Annotated in this window: 21 protein-coding genes; 11 read left to right on the forward strand and 10 right to left on the reverse strand. The window is 57.5% G+C overall.

The features are described 5' to 3' along the window. Both AC3B8H_RS07340 and AC3B8H_RS07345 read right to left on the reverse strand, forming a co-directional pair. Nucleotides 1-829 (reverse strand): MOSC domain-containing protein (locus AC3B8H_RS07340; protein WP_488440951.1); only part of this gene is annotated, 829 nt, incomplete at its 3' end. Between the two features lie 8 nt (nt 830-837). After that, the gene (locus AC3B8H_RS07345) at nt 838-1,236 is read right to left on the reverse strand and encodes a PilZ domain-containing protein (RefSeq protein WP_488440952.1); all 399 of its coding nucleotides are present in this window, start codon (nt 1,234-1,236) and stop codon (nt 838-840) included. Between the two features lie 138 nt (nt 1,237-1,374). Here AC3B8H_RS07345 and AC3B8H_RS07350 point away from each other — a divergent pair, with 138 nt between their 5' ends. Both AC3B8H_RS07350 and uvrB read left to right on the forward strand, forming a co-directional pair. Then, nucleotides 1,375-2,619, forward strand: a complete 1,245-nt coding sequence (locus AC3B8H_RS07350; protein WP_488440953.1) for an ABC transporter substrate-binding protein — start codon at nt 1,375-1,377, stop codon at nt 2,617-2,619. A 17-nt stretch (nt 2,620-2,636) separates the two neighbouring features. Continuing rightward, on the forward strand, nt 2,637-4,730 hold the full coding sequence (gene uvrB / locus AC3B8H_RS07355; RefSeq protein WP_488440954.1) for an excinuclease ABC subunit UvrB: 2,094 nt from the start codon (nt 2,637-2,639) through the stop codon (nt 4,728-4,730). On the opposite strand, the gene AC3B8H_RS07360 is transcribed toward uvrB, so the two are convergent. The 6 genes from AC3B8H_RS07360 to AC3B8H_RS07385 form a co-directional block, all read right to left on the reverse strand. Further along, nucleotides 4,727-5,896 (reverse strand): right-handed parallel beta-helix repeat-containing protein, encoded by a 1,170-nt coding sequence (locus AC3B8H_RS07360; protein ID WP_488440955.1) that lies wholly within the window; start codon nt 5,894-5,896, stop codon nt 4,727-4,729. The genes uvrB and AC3B8H_RS07360 overlap by 4 nt on opposite strands. Nucleotides 5,897-5,910: 14 nt before the next feature. Continuing rightward, on the reverse strand, nt 5,911-6,117 hold the full coding sequence (locus tag AC3B8H_RS07365) for a dodecin (protein ID WP_488440956.1): 207 nt from the start codon (nt 6,115-6,117) through the stop codon (nt 5,911-5,913). Then, nucleotides 6,110-6,745: a thiamine phosphate synthase gene (gene thiE / locus AC3B8H_RS07370; protein ID WP_488440970.1), complete on the reverse strand. Its 636-nt coding sequence runs from the start codon at nt 6,743-6,745 to the stop codon at nt 6,110-6,112. The genes AC3B8H_RS07365 and thiE overlap by 8 nt, the downstream gene beginning before the upstream one ends. Then, nucleotides 6,742-7,521: a bifunctional hydroxymethylpyrimidine kinase/phosphomethylpyrimidine kinase gene (gene thiD, locus AC3B8H_RS07375; protein ID WP_488440957.1), complete on the reverse strand. Its 780-nt coding sequence runs from the start codon at nt 7,519-7,521 to the stop codon at nt 6,742-6,744. Before thiD ends, thiE begins: the two co-directional genes overlap by 4 nt. Beyond that, on the reverse strand, nt 7,518-9,473 hold the full coding sequence (locus AC3B8H_RS07380) for a BRCT domain-containing protein (protein ID WP_488440958.1): 1,956 nt from the start codon (nt 9,471-9,473) through the stop codon (nt 7,518-7,520). The genes thiD and AC3B8H_RS07380 overlap by 4 nt, the downstream gene beginning before the upstream one ends. Before the next feature lie 228 nt (nt 9,474-9,701). Further along, nucleotides 9,702-10,190, reverse strand: a complete 489-nt coding sequence (locus AC3B8H_RS07385; protein ID WP_488440971.1) for a transcriptional repressor — start codon at nt 10,188-10,190, stop codon at nt 9,702-9,704. Between the two features lie 194 nt (nt 10,191-10,384). On the opposite strand from AC3B8H_RS07385, the gene AC3B8H_RS07390 reads away from it, so the two are divergent. Continuing rightward, nucleotides 10,385-11,593, forward strand: a complete 1,209-nt coding sequence (locus AC3B8H_RS07390) for a GGDEF domain-containing protein (RefSeq protein ID WP_488440959.1) — start codon at nt 10,385-10,387, stop codon at nt 11,591-11,593. Between the two features lie 40 nt (nt 11,594-11,633). On the opposite strand, the gene ppdK is transcribed toward AC3B8H_RS07390, so the two are convergent. After that, nucleotides 11,634-14,375, reverse strand: a complete 2,742-nt coding sequence (ppdK, locus tag AC3B8H_RS07395) for a pyruvate, phosphate dikinase (protein ID WP_488440960.1) — start codon at nt 14,373-14,375, stop codon at nt 11,634-11,636. A 363-nt stretch (nt 14,376-14,738) separates the two neighbouring features. Between ppdK and AC3B8H_RS07400 the strand changes: the two genes are divergently transcribed. The 8 genes from AC3B8H_RS07400 to queA all read left to right on the forward strand — a co-directional run bounded on the left by AC3B8H_RS07400 (nt 14,739) and on the right by queA (nt 20,976). Beyond that, nucleotides 14,739-16,073, forward strand: a complete 1,335-nt coding sequence (locus tag AC3B8H_RS07400; RefSeq protein ID WP_488440961.1) for a citrate synthase — start codon at nt 14,739-14,741, stop codon at nt 16,071-16,073. Continuing rightward, the gene (locus AC3B8H_RS07405; protein ID WP_488440962.1) at nt 16,057-16,230 is read left to right on the forward strand and encodes a DUF1674 domain-containing protein; all 174 of its coding nucleotides are present in this window, start codon (nt 16,057-16,059) and stop codon (nt 16,228-16,230) included. Before AC3B8H_RS07400 ends, AC3B8H_RS07405 begins: the two co-directional genes overlap by 17 nt. Before the next feature lie 29 nt (nt 16,231-16,259). Continuing rightward, entirely contained in the window at nt 16,260-16,631 is a 372-nt protein-coding gene (gene sdhC, locus AC3B8H_RS07410) for a succinate dehydrogenase, cytochrome b556 subunit (RefSeq protein WP_488440963.1), read from the forward strand. A gap of 15 nt (nt 16,632-16,646) precedes the next feature. After that, on the forward strand, nt 16,647-17,024 hold the full coding sequence (sdhD, locus tag AC3B8H_RS07415; protein ID WP_488440964.1) for a succinate dehydrogenase, hydrophobic membrane anchor protein: 378 nt from the start codon (nt 16,647-16,649) through the stop codon (nt 17,022-17,024). Between the two features lie 3 nt (nt 17,025-17,027). Then, nucleotides 17,028-18,812 carry a succinate dehydrogenase flavoprotein subunit gene (gene sdhA, locus AC3B8H_RS07420; RefSeq protein WP_488440965.1) on the forward strand — a complete coding sequence of 595 codons (1,785 nt, stop codon included), beginning with the start codon at nt 17,028-17,030 and terminating at the stop codon, nt 18,810-18,812. Further along, the gene (locus AC3B8H_RS07425) at nt 18,812-19,591 is read left to right on the forward strand and encodes a succinate dehydrogenase iron-sulfur subunit (RefSeq protein ID WP_488440966.1); all 780 of its coding nucleotides are present in this window, start codon (nt 18,812-18,814) and stop codon (nt 19,589-19,591) included. The genes sdhA and AC3B8H_RS07425 overlap by 1 nt, the downstream gene beginning before the upstream one ends. Beyond that, nucleotides 19,592-19,846, forward strand: a complete 255-nt coding sequence (locus AC3B8H_RS07430) for an FAD assembly factor SdhE (RefSeq protein WP_488440967.1) — start codon at nt 19,592-19,594, stop codon at nt 19,844-19,846. Between the two features lie 110 nt (nt 19,847-19,956). After that, nucleotides 19,957-20,976: a tRNA preQ1(34) S-adenosylmethionine ribosyltransferase-isomerase QueA gene (gene queA / locus AC3B8H_RS07435; RefSeq protein WP_488440968.1), complete on the forward strand. Its 1,020-nt coding sequence runs from the start codon at nt 19,957-19,959 to the stop codon at nt 20,974-20,976. A gap of 8 nt (nt 20,977-20,984) precedes the next feature. Here the strand turns inward: queA and AC3B8H_RS07440 are convergent. Next, nucleotides 20,985-21,344 (reverse strand): type IV pilin protein (locus AC3B8H_RS07440; RefSeq protein ID WP_488440969.1); only part of this gene is annotated, 360 nt, incomplete at its 5' end.

The raw sequence follows: 21,344 nt of genomic DNA on the forward strand, positions 1-21,344 counted from the left end.
AACGGTCTTTAGCTAGCGGCGGTTGCGCCGCGCCGGTTTCGTGAATGACAACGGGTTGACCGACACTCAGCGTGCCGGTCCGGTCATGCAACGCATTTTGGCCGAAATAGACTTTGTTGTTCCATTTGCGTAGCCGGTTTAGCGTGGTTAGCGGCTCCTTACCGGCGATGGCTGTTTCCGGATCGATGGTTGGAATGGCGCAGCGGGAGCAAGGCTTGGGCAGGCGGAACACAATATCGTTGATGGCGATACGGCGCCAGGTATCTTCGGCATAACTGTCACAATCGGCGACCACCAAATTCGGCCTGAATCGGCTCATGCTCAACGGCAATTGCATCGCCGCATTCAAGGCACTCAGCGAATTTTCCGAGACCAGTAAAAATGGAAAGCCGTCGGAAAAACCGGTCTGATCAGTATCGAAGGCGTAGTCGGGATCGACTTTGCGGACGTCGTCGTCCGCTTGCCGAACCAATCGGCAATCGCGTTCCAGAAATCGGCTCAACCAGGCGTCCGCGTCAGCCCCGGCGCCTATGCCGGTGCAACGATCGTCCCAAACCGTCACTTCTAGCGCTTCGCCGGGGGCTGCTAGTAGCGGTAGGCTTAGATCGGATTGACCGGGCGCCGATAAAATCAGCGTATCGTTCTCGATACGGGTTTTGATCAAGGCCATTTTCGGCACGCGCCGTTGGCTGAGAAATTGCCGGTCGGTATCGACCAACATCCATTTGCGGTCGTATTGCAAGCCGCGCTGGTCCACCGGCCAGCTCGCCACCTGAAAACCAGCCAGCGATTTGACCGGGAAAACGTGAATTTGACTAAGAACGGGCATAAATGCGATTAGCTAAAATGTAAGTCGGTTTGGGTGTGCAGCAGGTGTTCGGCCAGCGCGGCGTGACGACCGTCGAATTTCAGCCCGTAACGCTGCTTTTTGTGGTCGCAGTGAACTACTCTGGCGACGACATCAAAGCGTTCACCGTCGGGGAACATCAGATACAGGCTGACCTTGCTTTTGCGGCTCAGCTTATCCTGACTGATGACCGCCGCGCCTCGGCTGCTAATGTCGTACAGCGCCACCTGAAACAAACGTGGAAACAGCAAGCTGTGTACCTTGATCGCCGCCCGCAGGTCGGTTCGCCGGTAACGTACCGCCATGCGCTGGTTCGGCTGATCGGCGTCCAAGTTGATCTCCCGGTCCAAATCGTCGTGATCGTGCAATGGGAAGTCTGATTCGGACATGGCACAGGCGCCGGTTTAAGAGGTGGCTAAGTATTGACGGGAAGCCTTGGAAATTCAATAGCGCCTGCTGGATTATTGCTGACGCTACAGCATGAATATTCGCTAAAATCCAGGTTTTGCGAAAACTATTGGAAGGACATGAAGCCATTCTATCGTTGGGCTCGTTGGGGATTGATCGCCGCCTTGCTCGTGGTGCCGGCCATCGTTTCGGCGAAGTCGCCCTCCAAGCCGTCGAAAGCCCCGGCCAAACAGGAGGCCAAGCCGGCACCGGCCGCCGAGCCGGCCAAGCAAATCGTCAAGATCGTTTATTTCAGCCAAGAGGTCGAGGCGCCGCCGGCCTTGTCCAATCTCGACCCCTTCATACAAAACAAAGGCATGGTCGGCGCCGAGTTGGCGATTGCCGACAACAATACCACCGGCCAATTCACCGGCCAGCGCTACGATTTGCAAAAGGTGATCGTACCGGTGGGCGGGGACGCGTTGCAGGCGTTCAATCAGTTGGCCGGCGATGCCGGTTTGGTGGTGTTGAATTTACCGGCCGAGCTGATGCTCAAGTTGGCAGACGCGCCGGCCGCCCAAGGTAAATTGTTGTTCGACGCCAGCACTACCGACGACGAGTTGCGGGCCGGCCAATGTCGGCGCAATCTGTTGCACATGCTGCCGAGCCGGGCGATGCGCGCCGACGCACTGGCCCAGTATCTATTGAAGAAGCGTTGGCAGAAGTGGTTTTTGGTGACCGGCCGCGAACCGGCCGACCAGGCTTACGCGGCGGCGATCAAGCGCGCGGCCAAGCGCTTCGGCTTGAAGCTGGTGGCCGAAAAGGCATGGAGCAACGATTTCGACGCGCGCCGCAGCGCGCAATCCGACGTGCCGGTATTCACCCAGGTCGACGATTACGACGTGCTGGTGGTGGCCGACGAGCAAGGCCTATTCGGCGAATATCTGGATTACCGTACCTGGTTGCCGCGCCCGGTCATCGGCACCCAGGGCTTGGTCGCCACCTCCTGGCATCGGACGCACGAACAATGGGGCGCGGTGCAGTTGCAAAACCGTTTCAAGGACGGCACCGGCCGCTGGATGGAAGAAGCCGACTACGGCGCCTATTTGGCGGTGCGGGCCATCGGCGAGGCGGCGGTGCGCAGCAAATCCAATCAGGTCGGACCGATCCGCGACTACATGCTGTCCGATAAATTCGCATTGCAAGGCTACAAGGGCATGCCGCTGTCGTTCCGAGGCTGGGACGGTCAGTTGCGCCAGCCGATATTGCTGGCGGCCCCGCGCGCGCTGGTATCGGTAGCGCCGATCGAAGGTTTTTTGCATCCGAAAACCGAGCTGGATACCTTGGGTTACGATCAACCCGATTCCGCTTGTCACTTTCAATAATTCGCGAGGGCGGGGCGATGACCAGCAAACGGCGCATGGAATACAGTCAGGTGGCGATTAGCGGCGGGCCGGAAGGGCTGGACCAGATTGCCGAATTGGCCGGCGGCCAAAAGCCGTTCAAAATCCGCAGCAACTACCAGCCGGCCGGCGACCAGCCGACCGCGATCGCTGAATTGGTCGAGGGCTTGAACGACGGCGAACTGCATCAGACCCTGCTGGGCGTAACCGGCTCCGGCAAGACCTTCACGATCGCTAACGTGATCCAGCGTACTCAGCGGCCGGCGATGATCCTGGCGCCGAACAAAACGCTGGCCGCGCAGTTGTACGGCGAGATGAAGGAGTTTTTTCCGGAGAACAGCGTTGAATACTTCGTATCCTATTACGACTATTACCAGCCGGAAGCCTATATTCCGTCGTCGGATACCTTCATCGACAAGGACGCCTCGCTGAACGACCACATCGAGCAAATGCGCTTGTCCGCCACCAAGGCACTGCTGGAACGGCGCGACACGGTGGTGGTCGCCACGGTGTCGGCGATCTACGGCCTGGGCGAGCCGGAGTCGTACTTCAAAATGGTGTTGCATCTGGTGCGCGGCGACATGGTCAAGCAGCGCGACCTGCTGCGCCGGCTCACCGAAATGCAATACACCCGCAACGACACCGAACTGCGCCGCGGTACCTACCGGGTGAGGGGCGAGGTCATCGACGTGTTTCCGGCCGAGTCCGAGGAACACGCGCTGCGCATCGAATTATTCGACGACGAAGTGGAACGGATGTCGATGTTCGATCCGCTAACCGGCGAAGTCGTGCAACGGGTGACGCGCTATACGATTTATCCGAAAAACCATTACGTGACGCCGCGCGACCAGTTGCTCAGCGCCGTCGAGAAAATCAAGGTTGAACTAGCCGAACGGCTGGAGCAGTTGCGCGACAACCATAAACTGGTCGAAGCGCAGCGCTTGGAGCAACGTACCCTGTTCGACATCGAGATGATTCTGGAAGTCGGCTATTGCTCCGGCATCGAGAACTACTCGCGGCATCTGTCGGATCGCAATTCCGGCGAATCGCCGCCGACCATGTTCGATTATCTGCCGAGCGATGCGTTGGTGATCATCGACGAAAGTCACGTCACGGTGCCGCAGATCGGCGCGATGTATAAAGGCGACCGTTCGCGCAAGGAAACCCTGGTCGAATACGGCTTTCGGCTGCCGTCGGCACTGGATAACCGGCCGCTGATGTTCGACGAGTTCGAGCGCATCTGCGGCCAGCGCATCTACGTGTCGGCCACGCCGGGCGGGTACGAGAAAGAGCATTCCGGCGCGGTGGTCGAACAAGTGGTCAGGCCGACCGGCCTGGTCGATCCCCTGGTCGAAGTCCGGCCGGCCACGACTCAAGTCGACGACTTGCTGTCCGAAATCAATCTGCGCATTGCCGTTCGGGAGCGAGTGCTGGTGACGACGCTGACCAAGCGCATGTCCGAGGATTTGACCGACTACTTGCTGGAACACGGTATCAAGGTGCGTTATCTGCACTCGGATATCGAGACCGTCGAGCGGGTGGAAATCATCCGCGACCTGCGCCTGGGTGTGTTCGACGTGCTGGTCGGCATCAACCTGTTGCGGGAAGGGCTGGATATTCCGGAAGTGTCGCTGGTGGCGATATTGGACGCCGACAAGGAAGGCTTTTTAAGGTCGCTGACCTCGCTGATCCAAACCATAGGCCGCGCCGCCCGCAACGCCAACGGCAAGGTGATACTGTACGGCGACAAAATCACTCGCTCGATGCAGCAAGCCATCGACGAAACCGAACGCCGCCGCGACAAACAGATCGCATTCAACGCCGAACATGGCATCCAGCCGCGCACCGTATTCAAATCGGTCACCGACATTCTGGAACTGTCTATCCCCGGCGCCGGCGGCTCGATCAGCCACGCCCGAGCCAAGGCCGCCGAACCGGCCGGCGAATACCAGTCGCTGACGCCCAAGCAGGCCGCCAAGACCCTGAAGCAACTGGAAGAAAAAATGTTCCAGCACGCTAAAAATCTGGAATTCGAGGACGCCGCGCGCGTCCGCGATCAACTGCGCCTGCTGCAGGCGGAAATGACCATTTAGCGTAGTGCCGCCGCGCCGGCGGCGAATTCGTGGGCGCCGACATCGAGGTTTCCGGCCCGCGGCCGCCGGGTCAGGCCGGCCGGATGGCGATATTCGAAGGTCGGCACTAACGAATAACCATTCGGGGCGACGCCCGGCGCCGCACCCTGGTCGATCGCGGCGGCACCGGCGGTGAGGCGCAGGTCTAAGCCTTGGCGGTCGGCGAATTTCTCGTGCTGGGCCACGATGTTGTGGCGCCGGATGTCGGTATCCAATCCAGTCAATCCGCCTACCATCAAATTATTCACCAGTACGGCCGGCGTATTGCCGTGGTTGTTGAGAAACTGGCCGTCCGGCCTATCGTCGATCAGCGTGTTATTGACCAAATACAGAGTTTGATCGGCTAGCGTTTGGTTATGCTCGGCGGCAAACGCCAGCATGGCCCGGTTTTCCGATTGCGGACCTTGCCGCAGTTCGTTGCCGATCAAATACGCCTGTCCGCCGTCGGGCAGATCCACCAGATAGCTCGAGGCGCGGTCTTCGTCGCTGATGCGGTTGTACAGTAGATAGTTTTCGCGGGCCCTGGATTTGACGTTGTGGCCGGTTTCGGCGTCGTGCACGTAACAGTGGCTGAGCGTGAAGCGCTTGACGGCGCCGATGTAGATGTTGTGGCCCAGCTTGCCGTATCGCCGATAATCGACGGTGTTGTCGTTGAATTCGGAGCCTTCGATGACGATTTCGCTACCGGGATTGGGGCCGGTCAGAATGCCCATCTGGTTGTCGTGAAAATGACTGTTGCGAATGGTCAGATTGGTGCCCTCGAAGCGGATGCCGGCGCCGTTTAGCGCGTCGGCTCGCGCGTTCGAGAATTCGATGGCATCTATCGTGACGTCGTTGCCTTTGACGACCCAAATGGCCTTGCCTTCGGCGTTGTTTCCCTGTGCGTCCAAATGGGCGCGGCCGTTGATTCCGCGTAGCGTCAGGCCGTGCTGCGGCCAACTGGCCACGTCGCCGGCGTAGCGGCCGGCGTCGATTTCGACGGTATCGAAATCGCGCGCGACTTGGGCCGCCTGACTGGGGAACTTAAATTCGCGGGTTGGTCCGACTCGCCATGTCGCCGCGTGGCCGGCACCGGCCAGCAGCATCAAATAGCAGGCGAGGCGGCGCCCTGTCGATGTCGGCATCATGGCGGGCGCGAGGTTTACGGTAGGGTATACCCGACCTTCAGCGTCACTTGCCAGTGCGCGACCTTGCCGTTGTCGATGTGGCCGCGGGTTTCGACCACTTCGAACCAGCGCAAGGTCTTGATAGTTTCGCCGGCTTTGGCAACCGCGTTTTCGATGGCGTTTTCGATGCTGACGGTAGATGAGCCCGTCAGCTCGATTTTTTGATACACGTGGTCAGGCATGGCGTTCTCCCCGAGCTTGAAACAAAGCTTGAAAGCGGCGGGCGGCGGTCAGCGCTTCGGTGTCGAACAGGCCGCCGATCACCGCCAGCAAGTCTGCGCCGGCCGCCAGCAACTGTCCAGCATTATCGGGCAGGATGCCGCCGATCGCGACGATCGGCAGGTGTAGCGTTTGTTTGGCCAGCGATAGCGTGGCGGTCTCGGCTGGTGCCGCCAGCGGTTTGGAGCCGGACGGAAAGAAGCGGCCGAAGGCGACGTAATCGGCGCCGGCGCTTTCCGCCCGTATCGCGCGGTCCAAGTCGTTGTAGCAGGACACGCCGATGATCGCCCGGCTGCCGAGCGCGGTTCTGGCGGCGGCGATGTCGCCGTCGTCGCGGCCCAGATGCACGCCGTCGGCACCGATTTCGGCCGCCAGCTCGACGCTGTCGTTAATCAGCAGCGGGACGTGATAGGCATGGCAAACGGCGAGCAGTTCGCGGGCCAGTCGGGCGGCGTCCAGCGGTTGTTTGTCGCGGTATTGCACGACAACCGCGCCGCCTTGCAGGGCCGCTTCGACCTCGGCAAGGACTTGGGCGATGGATTTGCCCTCGGTTTGGGTGATCGCGTACAGGCCGCGCCGGGGAAACGTCAGGAATCCAGCCAAAACCAACGCTCCGGATTGTGCTGCCCTTGGCCGGGGCGGTAAGCGGCTTGCAGGCTTTGCCAAGTGAATTCCTGGGCTTCGTTGATGGCGCTGAACAAATCCAAGCCTTGCGCCAATAGCGCGGCGACGGCGCTTGCCAAGGTACAGCCCGAGCCGTGGTAGTGGTAGGGCAGGCGCTCCCAGTGAAAGGTCTCGTCCAGCTCGTCCGGGCCGAACAGCCGGTTGCGGACTAACGCGGAATCCTCGTGGGTGCCGGTGATCAAGACGTGTTCGGCGCCGAATTGCCGCAGTTTGGCGCCGCAGGTGGCCAAATCGTCAAGACCGGTCAAGCGGCGGGCTTCGATGCTGTTGGGTGTTGCCAGCGTCGATAAAGGCAGCAAATGTTCGACGATGGCGGCGATCAGTTCCGTGCCGGCCAGATCGGTGCCGCCGCCGGCGGCCAGCACCGGATCGAGAACGACCGGCACCTTGCGGGCTTGGCGGATGACGTCGGCGACCGCGACGGCGATTTCGGCCGAACCGAGCAGGCCGATCTTGATCGCGGCGACCTGAAAATCGTCCAGTAGGGTTTGCGCTTGGCTGATGATGTCCCGCGGCCGTTGCGGCAAGACATTTCTGACGTTGCGGCTGTCCTGTTCGGTCAAAGCGGTGATGATGCTGGCAGCGTGGCAGCGGTGGCTGACGATGGTTTCGATGTCGGCTTGCACGCCGGCACCGCCGCTGGGATCGTGGCCGGAAAAACACAACACGATGGGGCGGCTCATTCCATGTCTCCGTTTAACAGTTGCAGAAATTCCGCTTCGTTGATGACGGTCACGCCCTTGTCGCGGGCGGCGGCGGTTTTGTTGGCGCCGACGTTATCGCCGGCCACCAGATAGTCGGTTTTGGCGGATACCGAACTGCCGACCTTGGCGCCCTTGGCCTTGGCTTGCTTGGCGAGGTCGTCGCGGCTGCCGCTGTGCAGGGTGCCGGTGAAGACCAGGGTCTTGCCGGCTAACGGGTGAGCGGACGCATCGGCTTGGCGCTGGCTGGCTTGCAGATTAAAGCCCAGTGCCGTCAGCGTATCGAATAAGGGTTTGATATTGGCGAAGCCTTCGCGGATGACCGCGGCGGTTTTTTCGGCGAAACCCTCGATGGCGACGATGTCGGCTTCGGCCAACTCGAAAATCTGGTTAAGCGAATAGTGAGCCAGCAGCCGTTCGCAATTGCCCAAACCCATTCGAAACACCCCGAATGCGGCCAGAAAACGCCAGTCCTCGACCGCTTCGCTACGACTGCGCAACAGTTGTTCGATCAGGTTTTGCGACTGTTTCGGGCCGAAGCCCATGGCTTCGAATTGCTCGGTAGTCAGCGCATAGATTTCGTCGACGCGGCGGATGCGATTTTCGTAAAGCTTTTTGATGGTCGCGGCGCCGAAGCCGTCGTTGTTTTTCAGAACCCGGAAAAAATGCTCCATGCTGTTGCTGATCTGGGCCGGACAACCGAGGTTATTGGGACAGATCAGGTAATCGTTATCCCAAATCAGCGCGTGACCGCAACTGGGGCATTGCGTCGGCAGGTTCGGCTCCGCCGGATGAATGACGGCTTCGATTTTGGGAATGACTTCGCCGGAACGGGCCAGCCGGATCAGCGCGCCGGGGCCAATACCCTTGTCGAGCACCATTTTGTAATGGTGAGCGGTGGCGCGGGAGAGCAGGGCGCCGCTCAGGCGGGTCGGTTCCAGTTCCGCGACCGGGGTGATCCGGCCGGAACGCGAGGTTTGCGGGGTTACGCTGACGACTTTGACTTCGGCGGTGGCCAGATTTTCCTTGTAGGCGATTTGCCAGCGGTGGTGATGGCGGGTGGCGCCGAGGAAGGCTTTCAGTGCGTCGTCGGTGATTTCGAGGATGACGCCGTCCACGTCGTAGTCGACCTTGTGCCAGATGTCTTGCACGATCGCGTCGAAATCGGCGATCAGTTCGCTCCACGGTCCGGCCCAATGGGGCAGCAAGGCAAACGGAAAAAACACCGCCGCGTGGTCGGCAATGGCTTTTACGGCGTGTTCTTCCAGCTCTTTTTCCTTGATGACGCTGGCTTGGAAGTTGCGCGGATTGTCGAAGTAATCGGCCAGATTCTCGTCGAAATAGCGGCGGCCGACGACGATTTCGCCGGCACCCAAGCCGCGCGCGCCGTGCCCGGCAACTTGCAACCCGCGCTCGAACACCCGGGTAATGTCCTGGCCCTTGCGGCCGTCGCCCCGGGTATACAGCAGTTGGCCGTCGTCGTAGGCGGCGTAGCCGTCCAATTTGGGTGTCACCTTGAAGGTCAGCGCGCTAAAGTCTTTGCCGGTGTCGGTGGCGGCCTTTTCGATCCGTGCCGCCCAGCGTTCAATGTCTTCGCGGCTGTAGGCCTTGTCGGTGGACAGCATCACCACCGGTAAATCGACGGTCTTGCCGGCAAATGCCGGCTCGGGCTCGACTTCATGAAGCAGAGGATGCTCGGGCTGGCGCCGTTTTAATTCGGTCAGATACACGAAATCGTAATCGGCGTCGGCGACGACGGGGTCGCCGGCCCGGTAGAGCGCGTTGGCGATCTTAAGCGCGGCAATTAAATCTTCGTCGCTGGCGGCGTTTACCGCCGAGGTATCGGCAAGTAGCCCTTCGACGCGAGTGAATTGGTCGGCGCTGATCGTTAAGCTGGTTAGATCGAGAATTTGTCGTTGACTATCGGAGAGCATGGTACCGGCGGGTTTAAGGTCAAGCCGGAATTATAAAAGATAAGCGCATGAACCAGAGCCGGCGCATAAAAAAAGGGCGGGAGTTTTTAAGGTTCCCGCCCAGGCATCTATCTTTCAAGAGGATCATGTCAACGGTAGGAAAGCGTGTGACATGGGCGTATCGTATCGATTTTCCTCGGGTCTACGTTGATCTGGGTCAATGTTTGCCGGCTTTTCCCGCGATTGTAGTTATTGGGGCCGACAACTGCGACACAGTCCATGAATTTCGATGGTTTTGCGCTGGGGGGAAAAGCCGGCGGCCCGCAGTTCCTCGCTCAAGGACTGGATCACGCTCGGCGCGCCGCGTTCTTCGACGGTATGGCAGGCGGTGCAGATCAATAGCAACTGATCGTGCTGGGTGCCGGAACGGTGGCAGCCAACGAACGCGTTAAGGCTTTCGACTCTGTGAATCAAACCTTGCTCCAATAAAAAGTCCAGGGCGCGGTAAACGGTGGAGGGCTTGGCGGCATCGTTGACCGGTCGAAGTTGGTCGAGCAGGTCGTAGGCTTTGACGGCTTTGTGGCTGTTCCAGATCAGTTCCAGGACTTTGTGGCGGATTGGCGTCAGTTGCACGCCGCGTGACAAGCAAAGTTGTTCGGCTAAACTGATGGCGTTGCGGATGCACAGATTGTGGTCGTGTTCAGGTTCTGGCCCATGTTCTGAATCGAATTCGGTCATCGGTAAAGGGTGAAAGGTTTCATTCATTTGCTACAAATATTCCGTTATAGTGCCAGCATCATCCGCCTAATTCAATTCGGCCGAACCGCGACAGCTTTTGCTGGTATTCGCCATGTCTCCATAGTATGGTTGTTTGACAGGCGCGCGACGAACTTTCACGATTAGACAGGTAGTAATTTCGAGGCAATCAATTAATGAGAAGGATCACGTTCCTGGTTTACGCAGTGTTGTGGATGATGCTGATCAGCCTAAGCTACTACCAGCAGCTTAAGGATACGAAACGCTATGCCGAGGACATTGCTATTCGCCAGGCCGCAATGTTTTTTGATCACATTGTGTTGATTCGGCAATGGAACAGTTCGCACGGCGGGGTGTACGCCGTTGACGACGGTCAAATCCGCGCGGAAATAACCGGCGCGCCATTGCTGGAAACCAAGGATGGCCGCCGTCTGGCCTGGATAGGTCCCACCCAAATGGCGCGCGAATTGGCGGATGCCGCCAAGAGCAAGACCGTGATTCGTTTTCATGTCGCCAGCATTCGGCCCTCGTCGCCGGACAACAAGGCCGACGATTGGGAATTGCGAGCCTTGCTGGCCTTTAGAAATGGCGAGACCAGCGTCAGGGGAATCGCGGTACTGGATAATCAGCCGTACTATCGCTATATCGCGCCGCTACCCGCGGCCGAAAATTGCCCGACTTGCGTAGGCCTTGACGACGATGGCGGCGGCGCAATCAGCGTCAGTATCCCGGTCGCCAGTATCGATGCGTTTATCAGCGAACGTTTACGTCAATTAGGCGTCACGCACGGAATTATCGCCAGCGTGGGCGTTATCGTGCTGCTGCTGTCCTACCTTGCGCAAGTTCGACTCAGCAAGCGCCTGGACAAAGCGAAAAGCCGTTTGCAATTGGCCTATTTGGATTCGTTAACACTATTGCCCAACCGCCGATATTACGACGCTTTCGTCAAACGGGAGTGGAAACGGGCGATGCGGCATCAATATCCGATCTCGATGATCATGATCGATATCGATTATTTCAAAGCCTACAACGATAGCCTCGGGCATCCCGAAGGCGATCAATGTTTACGCCAAGTCGCGCGGACCTTGAAGCGTTTTTTTCGCCGGCCAGGCGATTTGATTGCCCGTTACGGCGGCGAGGAGTTTTGCGTGGTGGCTGCTTGCGACGCCAATCAAATCTTGGCGTTGGCGGAAATTCTGAGAAAGGCTATCGAGAATATGCGATTACCACATCCGAATTCCAAGATATCCGAGTTCGTGACGATTAGCTTGGGAGTATCGACGATCGTGCCGGGCGAGCATCAGGAGTTTGAACAGTTATTGCACTCCGCCGACCAAGCCTTATACAACGCCAAGGCATCGGGACGTAACCGCGTCGGACGCTAGCGAGCGCGACCTCGGCCGGCGTGAGCCGGCCGAAAGCGTGTTAACCGGCGGACTCTTCCAACAATTTGGCGTGAGCCGCCGCCAAGCGGGCGATCGGAATTCTGGGTGCGGAGCAAGACACGTAATTCAAACCGATGCTATGACAGAAGCGAATCGAGCGCGGGTGGCCGCCATGCTCGCCGCAGATGCCGATTTTCAAATCCGGGCGCTGTTTACGGCCCAATTCCACGGCCATTTTCATCAGCCGGCCGACGCCTTCCACATCCAATGTTTCGAACGGATTGTCCTGCAATAGCCCGGATTCTTCGTACAAGGGTAAAAATTTGTTCTCGGCGTCTTCCCGCGAAAACGAGAACGTGGCCTGGGTTAGGTCGTTGGTACCAAATGAAAAGAAAGCGGCGGTATTCGCCAGCCGGTCGGCGCGGGTGCAGGCGCGGACGGTTTCAATCATCGTGCCGAATTTGAAGTTGAGCTTCAGCTTGTATTGGCTTTCCACTTCGGCCTGAATTTCGTCCACGAATTGCCTAACCTTGATCAGTTCTTGCGCGGTGATCACTTGAGGAACCATGATTTCCGGCTCGACCGGGATCTTCTGTTTGACGCAGCGCGCCGCGGCTTCCAGAATCGAGCGAATTTGCATCCGGTAAATTTCCGGATAACTCATGCCCAGCCGAACGCCGCGATGGCCCAGCATCGGGTTGACTTCGTAAAGCTCGAGCACCTTGTTTAACATCATCTGCTTTTTCGCCAGCGCGTCGATAACCACTTCTTCATTCAGTTGGTTGAACGGCGCCGGCAATTCGTGCGGCCGGGCCAAGGTTTCCAGCGTGACCCGCTGGCCCTTGACGATGGTTAGATAGTGTTTGAGCGCGTCGATCTCGTCCAGCAGTTGATGCTCGTTCGGCAGAAATTCGTGCATCGGCGGATCGAGCAGGCGAACCGTGACCGGGTGCGGCGACATGGCTTCGAACAGTTGTTGGAAGTCGTCGCGCTGAATCGGGAAAAGTTTAGCCAGTGCCGCTTCGCGTTCCTCGGTGTTTTGGGCCAGGATCATATCGACGACCAACGGTAAGCGATCGGCGGCGTTGAACATGCGTTCGGTCCGGCAAAGGCCGACGCCCTTGGCGCCGTAACTGGCGGCCAGACGCGCGGTTTCCGGGGTGTCAACGTTGGCGTGTACCCTTAATTCGGCGATGCTATCGGCCCAACTCAATAATGTTTTCAGTTCCTCGGAAAAGGAAGGTGGAATGGTTGGAATTCGACCGAGATAGATATTGCCGTTGCTGCCGTCTATCGTGATCAAATCGCCTTCCTTGATTAAGATGTCGCCGACCATCGCGATGCGAGCCCGGACATCGACCTTGATGTCCTCGGCACCGGCCACGCAGGCCTTGCCCATGCCTCTGGCGACCACCGCCGCGTGCGAGGTTTTGCCGCCGCGACTGGTCAGTACGCCTTGCGCGGCGAAAAAGCCGTGAATGTCTTCCGGTTTGGTTTCCTCTCTAACCAGAATCAGCTCTTCGCCGGTCTTGCCCAAGCGCACGGCCGTGTCGGCATCGAACACGCATTTGCCGCAGGCGGCACCTGGCGAGGCCGGCAGGCCTTGAGCGATCGGCTGATTGTGGTGGTTTCGCGCCAGTTGCGGCAGCAGCAGTTGTTCCAATAGTTCGGGATTGATGCGCAGCAGTGCGCGTTCCTTGCCAATTAAACCCTCCTTGACCATGTCGATCGAGCTTTTAACCATCGCCGCCGCGTTCATTTTGCCGTTGCGGGTTTGCAAGCAATACAGCACGCCGCGTTCGATGGTGTACTCGTAATCCTGGACTTCGCGGTAGTGCGCTTCCAGTTTATTGCGCAGCTCCACCAGTTGCCGATATTGCTCAGGCATTTCCTGCGCCATTTCCTGCACCGGCTTGGGGGTGCGGATACCGGCGACCACGTCTTCGCCTTGAGCGTTGACTAAGTACTCACCATACATTTCGTTGGCGCCGGTGCCTGGATTTCGAGTAAAGCCGACGCCGGTCGCGCAATCGTCGCCCATGTTGCCGAACACCATGGTGACAATGTTGACCGCTGTTCCATTGGCGACATCGGGCGTGATGTGGAATTCTCTTCGATAGTCGACGGCACGCTTGCCGAGCCAGGAGTTGAAGACCGCCTTTATCGCAATTTCCAGCTGTTCGTAAACATCTTCCGGAAACGGTTTGCCGGTTTCCTCGTGAACCACTTTTAGAAACCGGTTACTGATTTCTTGAAGCTGTTCGCTGTTCAGTGCGACATCGGCCTTGATACCGGCCGCGCGCTTGACTTCGTTGAAATGCGCGTCGAATTTCTCGTCCTCGATACCGAGAGCGACCTTACCGAACAATTGAATGAAGCGGCGATAGGCGTCATAAGCAAAACGCGGATCGTCGGTCATCTCGATCAAGCCGGTCAGCGTTTGCTTGTTCAATCCGAGATTCAAGATGGTGTCCATCATGCCCGGCATCGAAATCGCCGAGCCAGAGCGCACCGAGACTAATAGCGGGTCGCTGGCGCCGCCGAATGTTTTGCCGGTTGCTTGTTCGATGTCGGCAATCTGTGCGCGGACTTCGTCCAACAAACCGGCCGGCAACTGCTTGTTTTCCAGGTACAGCAGACAGGTTTGAGTGGTAATGACGAATCCGGGCGGCACGTTGAGGCCTAACTGAGTCATTTCGCAAAGATTGGCGCCTTTACCGCCCAGCAGCGCCTTGTTTTTGCCGTCGCCTGAATTGAATGAAAAACTGTATTGCGGATTCATGGTGTCCTGTTCGGTAGGCAAGAGGTTGGTTCATCGCCAAACGGCCACGGATAGCAAGGCCGAGGCTGGGCTTGGCGAAGTTTAGGATAGCGGTTTTTACCGGGTTTTGTAGGCTTTTACAAGCGACTGGATCGTGCTTGCGGCATGGCGGCCGGTTGATCGCCGCTCCGAGGCAATTTCGGCCACCAATCTGGAATCGGGCGCTCGGTCGATTTGCCAATCGGTTGCCGACCGCGAGGGTTCGCCGCCGGCGGTGGCGATTACTCGTGTCCCGCCGCAAAGGTTAAGGTTTGGTCGATTCGCTTGGCTGTGTGATAATCCAAACCCATCAGCCAACTTTCGCGATCGAAAACTGAGGAAACCATGGCAAACGACACTTTGCTGGTCAGGCATACCGGCACCGGAAGGGAAGTGGAGTATCCATTGTTGCGGGGAACGATGGGTGCGGATTCGGTCGATATTCGGGCATTGCCGCGAGATTTGGGCTGTTTTACCTACGATCCGGGGTTTATCGCGACATCCAGTTGCAAGAGTAAAATCACCTATATCGACGGTGAAAACGGCATTTTGTTATACCGCGGTTATCCGATAGAACAGTTGGCCGAGCATTGCGAATTCACCGAAGTCGCTTTTTTGTTGATGAATGGCGAACTACCGAATCAGACCGAGCTTCGCGATTTCAACGAAGAGATTAGTGATAGAGCCATCATCCACGAGTCTCTGCGCAAGTTTTTCGACGGTTTTCATTACGACGCGCATCCCATGTCGATGTTGGTCGGCGTGGTAGGGTCGTTGTCGGCGTTTTATCACAGTGAGCTGAACATCAAGGATCCCTCGCACCGCAAGGTTTGCGCGGCCAGATTAATCGGCAAAATGCCGACAATTGCCGCAGCGTCATATCGCCACTCGGTGGGGCGTCCCTTCGTTTATCCTCGAATCGACTTGAGCTACTGCGAGAATTTCCTAAACATGATGTTTTCGCGTTCCTCGCAAAACTACATCGACCAAGATCATTACATCGACCCGTACTTGGTCAAGGCACTGAATCTGTTGTTTATCCTGCATGCCGACCACGAGCAGAATGCCAGTACCTCCACGGTACGATTGGCCGGCAGCACCGGCGCCAATCCATACGCTTGCATCGCGGCCGGTATCGCGGCGCTTTGGGGACCGGCCCACGGCGGCGCGAACGAGGCGGTGCTTACGATGTTGGCGCAAATTGGCAGCGCCGAGAATGTTCCAAAATTCATTGCCAAGGCTAAGGATCATGACGATCCCTTCCGTCTAATGGGATTCGGACATCGGGTTTACAAAAATTTCGACCCACGCGCGACGATAATTCGCAAGACCTGCCACGACGTTTTGGCCCGCACCCAAAAAAGTGATCCGCTGTTTGATTTGGCCTTGGCATTGGAAGAGCAAGCCTTGAACGACGATTACTTTATCGAGAAAAAACTCTATCCCAATGTGGATTTCTATTCGGGCATTATTTATAAAGCGTTAAATATCCCGGTCGATATGTTTACCGTAATGTTTGCCATTGCTAGGACCGCCGGCTGGGTCGCGCATTGGTTGGAGATGATGGAAGAACCGGCGCTACCGATCGGTCGACCGCGGCAGCTCTATATTGGCCCGGCCCGCCGAGATTTTCTGCCCAAGGGCCAACGTTCAGGCGACACCCGTGTCTGCAACGGATAAGCCGGAAGCACCGAGACCGGATCAGGCTAGTCAGGCCTCCCGGCCAGCCGCGCCCCTGCAGAAACCAGGCGAGCGACGGGAAATCGGCGGTCCCCAAGGGCCCGAGCCGACTCGGTATGGCGACTGGGAACGCAAGGGCCGTTGCGTGGATTTTTAACCGATACGCCAAGCTTAACGAGGTCACTCATGGCAGCTCACAACCGGCCCTTGTCGCCGCATTTGCAAGTTTACCGTTTGCCGATTACCGGTTTGATTTCGATCACGCATCGAATTACCGGTGTATTGTTGTCGGTGGCCTTGCTGTTCGCGGTCGTTGCGTTATTTGCGATTGCCGCCGGCCCCGAAAAATACGCCAGTTTTCAAGCATGCCTAGCTTGGCCGCCATCGCGGCTGGTTTATTGGGGCATTATTTTCGCGCTGTATTTTCACCTGTGCCACGGCGTTCGGCACTTGATATGGGATGTCGGAAAAACCTTCGAAAAAGCGGCGTTGACCCGTTACGCGGTATTCGAGCTAGGTGGCGCCGTCTTGCTATTCTTGTTCACTTTTATTTCTTAACTTGACGAGTACCAAATGGCACAGTCTCTAAGGAACGCTGCCGCCGACTCGGCGGCAAAAGGACATCCGGTTCGTCACTGGTTGCATCAGCGCCTGACCGCGCTGTTGCTGATACCGTTGACGGTTTGGTTATTGCTCTGGTTCGACAAGTTGCTGCATGCGCCGCATGTTGAAACCAAAGCTTGGCTGGTGCAACCGCTGAATGGATTGGCGGTGTCGCTGTGGATGCTGCTGACGATATACCATGCCGCACTGGGTTTACAGGTGGTGTTGGAGGATTACGTGTCGAATCCGAAGCTGCGCCTAATCGCGATCGGTGCTGTCCATGGGGTATTCGGCATTTTGGGATTGTTGGCGTTGGCCGCGATGGCCATGATTTGGACGGGAAACTGATTAATGGCTGCGGCTTACGAAATTATCGAGCATCAACACGACGTGGTCGTGGTGGGCGCCGGCGGCGCCGGTTTGCGGGCGACATTTGGCATGGTCGAAAAAGGCTTGAAGACGGCATGCATTACGAAGGTGTTTCCGACGCGCAGCCATACCGTGGCCGCCCAAGGCGGCATCAGTGCCGCGCTCGGCAATATGGGCGAGGACGACTGGCGCTTCCATATGTACGATACCGTGAAAGGTTCGGATTGGCTGGGCGATCAGGATGCGATCGAGTATATGTGCCGGGAAGCGATTCCGGCCGTCATCGAACTGGAACGCTACGGCGTGCCGTTTTCCCGGACTGCGGACGGCAAGATTTATCAACGGGCGTTTGGCGGTATGTCGATCAATTACGGTAAGGGCCAAGCGCAGCGCACTTGCGCAGCCGCCGATGTCACCGGCCACGCGATCTTGCATACCTTGTATCAGCAAGCGTTGAAGCACAAGGCGGAATTCTTCGTCGAATACATCGCGCTGGACTTGATCATGGAGGACGGCGAGTGTCGCGGCGTGTTGGCTTGGTGCCTGGACGACGGTACGATTCATTTGTTTCGGGGCCATCAAACGGTACTGGCCACCGGCGGTTACGGTCGGGCCTATTTTTCCTGCACCTCCGCGCACACCGTAACCGGCGACGGTAACGGCATGGTGTTGCGAGCCGGATTGCCGCTGCAGGACATGGAGTTCGTCCAGTTTCATCCGACCGGCATATACGGCGCAGGTTGCTTGATTACCGAGGGCGCGCGCGGCGAGGGCGGTTATTTGACCAACTCGGAGGGCGAGCGCTTCATGCCGCGCTACGCGCCGCAAGCGCACGATCTGGCCTCCCGAGACGTCGTCAGTCGGGCGATTACCGTCGAAATCAATGCCGGTCGCGGCGTGGGACCGAAAAAGGACCATGTTCATCTTCACTTGGAGCATCTCGATCCGGCCGTCGTCCACGAGCGATTGCCCGGCATCGCCGAGCTTTCCCGGATATTCGCCGGAGTGGATGTGACTAAACAGCCGATTCCAGTGTTGCCGACCGTACATTACAACATGGGCGGCATTCCGACCAACTATCGGGCCGAAGTGGTGACGTTGAAGGATGGCGACCCGGATTCCGTCGTTCCCGGTTTAATGGCGATCGGCGAGACCGCTTGCGTGTCGGTACACGGTGCCAATCGTCTGGGCTCCAATTCGCTGTTGGATTTGGTGGTGTTCGGTCGAGCGGCGGCCATCCGCTGCACCGAATTGATTAAGCCGGGCATGCCGCTGCAGCCGTTGGCGAAAGACGCTTGCGAAGCCGCGCTGGCGCGATTCGACCGAATTCGTCACGGCAACGGTAGCCGGACGACCGCGGAGATCCGCATGGACATGCAAACCACGATGCAGTCCAAGGCGGCGGTGTTTCGTACTCAAACCACGCTCGATGAAGGTATCACGGCGATGGCGGAAATTTCCGAGTCGTTCGCGGACGTCAAACTCGGCGATCGTTCGTTGATTTGGAATACCGATCTGGTCGAAACCCTCGAGCTCGACAATTTATTGGGACAAGCTCAAGTTACGATGAATGCCGCTGGTAACCGTCGGGAAAGCCGCGGTGGTCACGCTCGGGAAGACTATCCACAGCGGGATGACGAAAATTGGTTGAAACACACGTTGACTTGGCGGGAAAACAATCGCGTCAAAATCGACTATCGACCGGTGCATCTGTACACGCTGACCGACGAAGTCGAAGTCGTCGCGCCGAAAGAGAGGGTTTATTAATGGTTGAGTTTGCGCTACCGAAAAATTCCCGGCCGATGCCCGGCAAGCACTTTCCGGCGCCTGGAGCAACGCACGTTCGGGTGTTCGAAGTTTATCGCTGGGACCCGGACAGCGGCGAAAATCCACGTATCGATCGCTATGAAATCGACATGGATCAATGCGGGCCGATGGTGCTGGACGCCATCTTGAAAATCAAGAACGAGATCGACTCGACGCTGGCCTTTCGCCGCTCCTGTCGGGAAGGGGTCTGCGGTTCTTGTGCTATGAATATTAACGGCGGAAACACCTTGGCCTGTACCAAGGCCATCGCCGACTATTCCGGGACCATCAAGATCTTTCCGTTGCCGCACATGGCCGTGGTCAAGGACTTGGTGGCCGATATGACCCACTTCTTCGAACAATATGCTTCCATCAACCCTTGGTTGACTAACAGCGCGGAAGCGCCGGTTGACCATGAGCGCCTGCAAAGCCGTGACGATCGGGCCAAGTTGGACGGTCTTTACGAATGCGTGCTGTGCGCCTGTTGTTCAACCAGTTGCCCGAGCTATTGGTGGAACAGCGACCGTTACCTGGGGCCGGCGATACTGCTTCAAGCCTACCGTTGGCTGGCGGATAGCCGCGACGATAGCGACGCGGAGCGCTTGGCGCAACTCGACGACGCGTTTAAGGTATATCGGTGTCACACCATCATGAATTGCACCGATACCTGTCCGAAAGGTTTGAATCCGGCGCAAGCGATTGCCGAAATTAAAAAACTGTTGGTAACGCGCGAACGTTAGATGAGCGAAATCGATAAGCTGCGTTGGCGGTGTCGACGCGGGACGTTGGAACTGGATTTACTATTAGCGCGTTATCTGGAGTTTGGCTATTTCAAGGCCGCTAAGGCCCAGCGACGGGCCTTTGAGAGATTGCTGGCCTGTGAGGACAGTTTATTGTTACGTCTGTTCACTAGCGATGATCAGCCGGATGACCCCGAGCTGAGGGCAATTGTCGCTGAAATTCGCATCTTTTCCAGTGGCAACACCGGCGCCTAGCGATCTACCTTCCGGTCGCCAGACCGCCTGTCCGAGTAAAATCCCCTCCTTAATTTTTTCCGAGATCGATCGCTTTACCGCGAGCCTTCGGCATTCTTTAACTATTGCGAATGAAGAAAAGCGACTTTTATTACCACTTGCCCGACGATTTAATCGCCCAGCAACCTTTACCGGAGCGCAGCGCCAGTCGGATGCTGTGCCTGGACAGACGGAGCGGGGCGTTACGCGATGCCCATTTTCTAGATATTGTCCAACAGTTGACTCCGGACGATTTATTGGTGTTCAACGACACCAAGGTCATACCGGCCCGCTTGTTTGCTGAAAAGGCAACTGGTGGGCGTGTCGAGATCCTGATCGAACGCATCGAAACCGAACAGCAAGTGCTGGCGCACGTCAAAGCCAGTAAATCACCCAAGCCGGGTGCGCCGTTGTTATTGGGCAACGGGACGGTATTCAGAGTCATCGACCGCGAGAGCGATTTGTTTCGCTTGAGATTGGAAGCCGACGCGACCGTGCTGGAGGTGTTGGCCTGCATAGGCCACATGCCTCTACCACCTTACATTCAAAGAACTGACGATGCCGGCGATCTGGAACGCTACCAAACCGTGTTTGCCAGCCGGGCTGGTGCCGTTGCCGCGCCGACGGCAGGCCTGCATTTCGACGAAGACGTTTTGGTCAGGTTGGCGGAAAAAGGCGTGCAACGCACCTTCGTGACCTTACATGTCGGCAGCGGTACCTTCCGGCCGGTACGCGTGGAAAATCTGAGCGAACATACGATGCACAAGGAATTTTACGAAGTCACCGAGGAATGCGTGGCGGCGGTAATGCGCGCCCGTTCGCGCGGTGGGTGGGTCGTCGCCGTGGGCACCACCGCGGTCAGGGCTTTGGAATCCGCCAGCATCGGAGGCGAACTCAAAGCGGGAATCGGCGAAACCGATTTATTCATTGCGCCGGGTTACGGTTTCAAATCGGTCGATGCCATGCTAACCAACTTTCATTTACCGGAATCGACGTTACTGATGCTGATTTCCGCCTTCGCCGGGTACGAAAACGTCATGGCGGCTTATCGCCATGCGATAGCGCAACGCTATCGCTTTTTTAGCTATGGCGATGCCATGTTAATCCTTTGAATTAACCGTTATTTTCTCCAACATGTATCGGCGTCAAGAGAGGCGGATGCCACACTCTTTTGCCCCAATTGGTTTAAGGATAAGGTGCCGCATTTATCACCGTCCATGCGTTCACCAGACACCGGTGTTGCGGAAATAAGAAAAGTTGTAGGTGTTAAAGCAGCTGATATGTTGTAAAGTGCCGTGCCAGTCTTTGGAGACGTAGTAAACGGGATCGTCAAATCGTTTCCCGCAGAGTCTTTACTATAGGTGTTGGCCTCGGTGTAGTTTCTTTCCAGAAATTGAGCTGTTTCCAGAAGTATCGCCTTGGCGTCCGCTCTGTTTCCTTGGGCGACATATTCAGAATACGATGGAATTGCTACGGCGGA

The sequence above is a fragment of the Methylomonas sp. BG-2 genome (assembly GCF_057766305.1).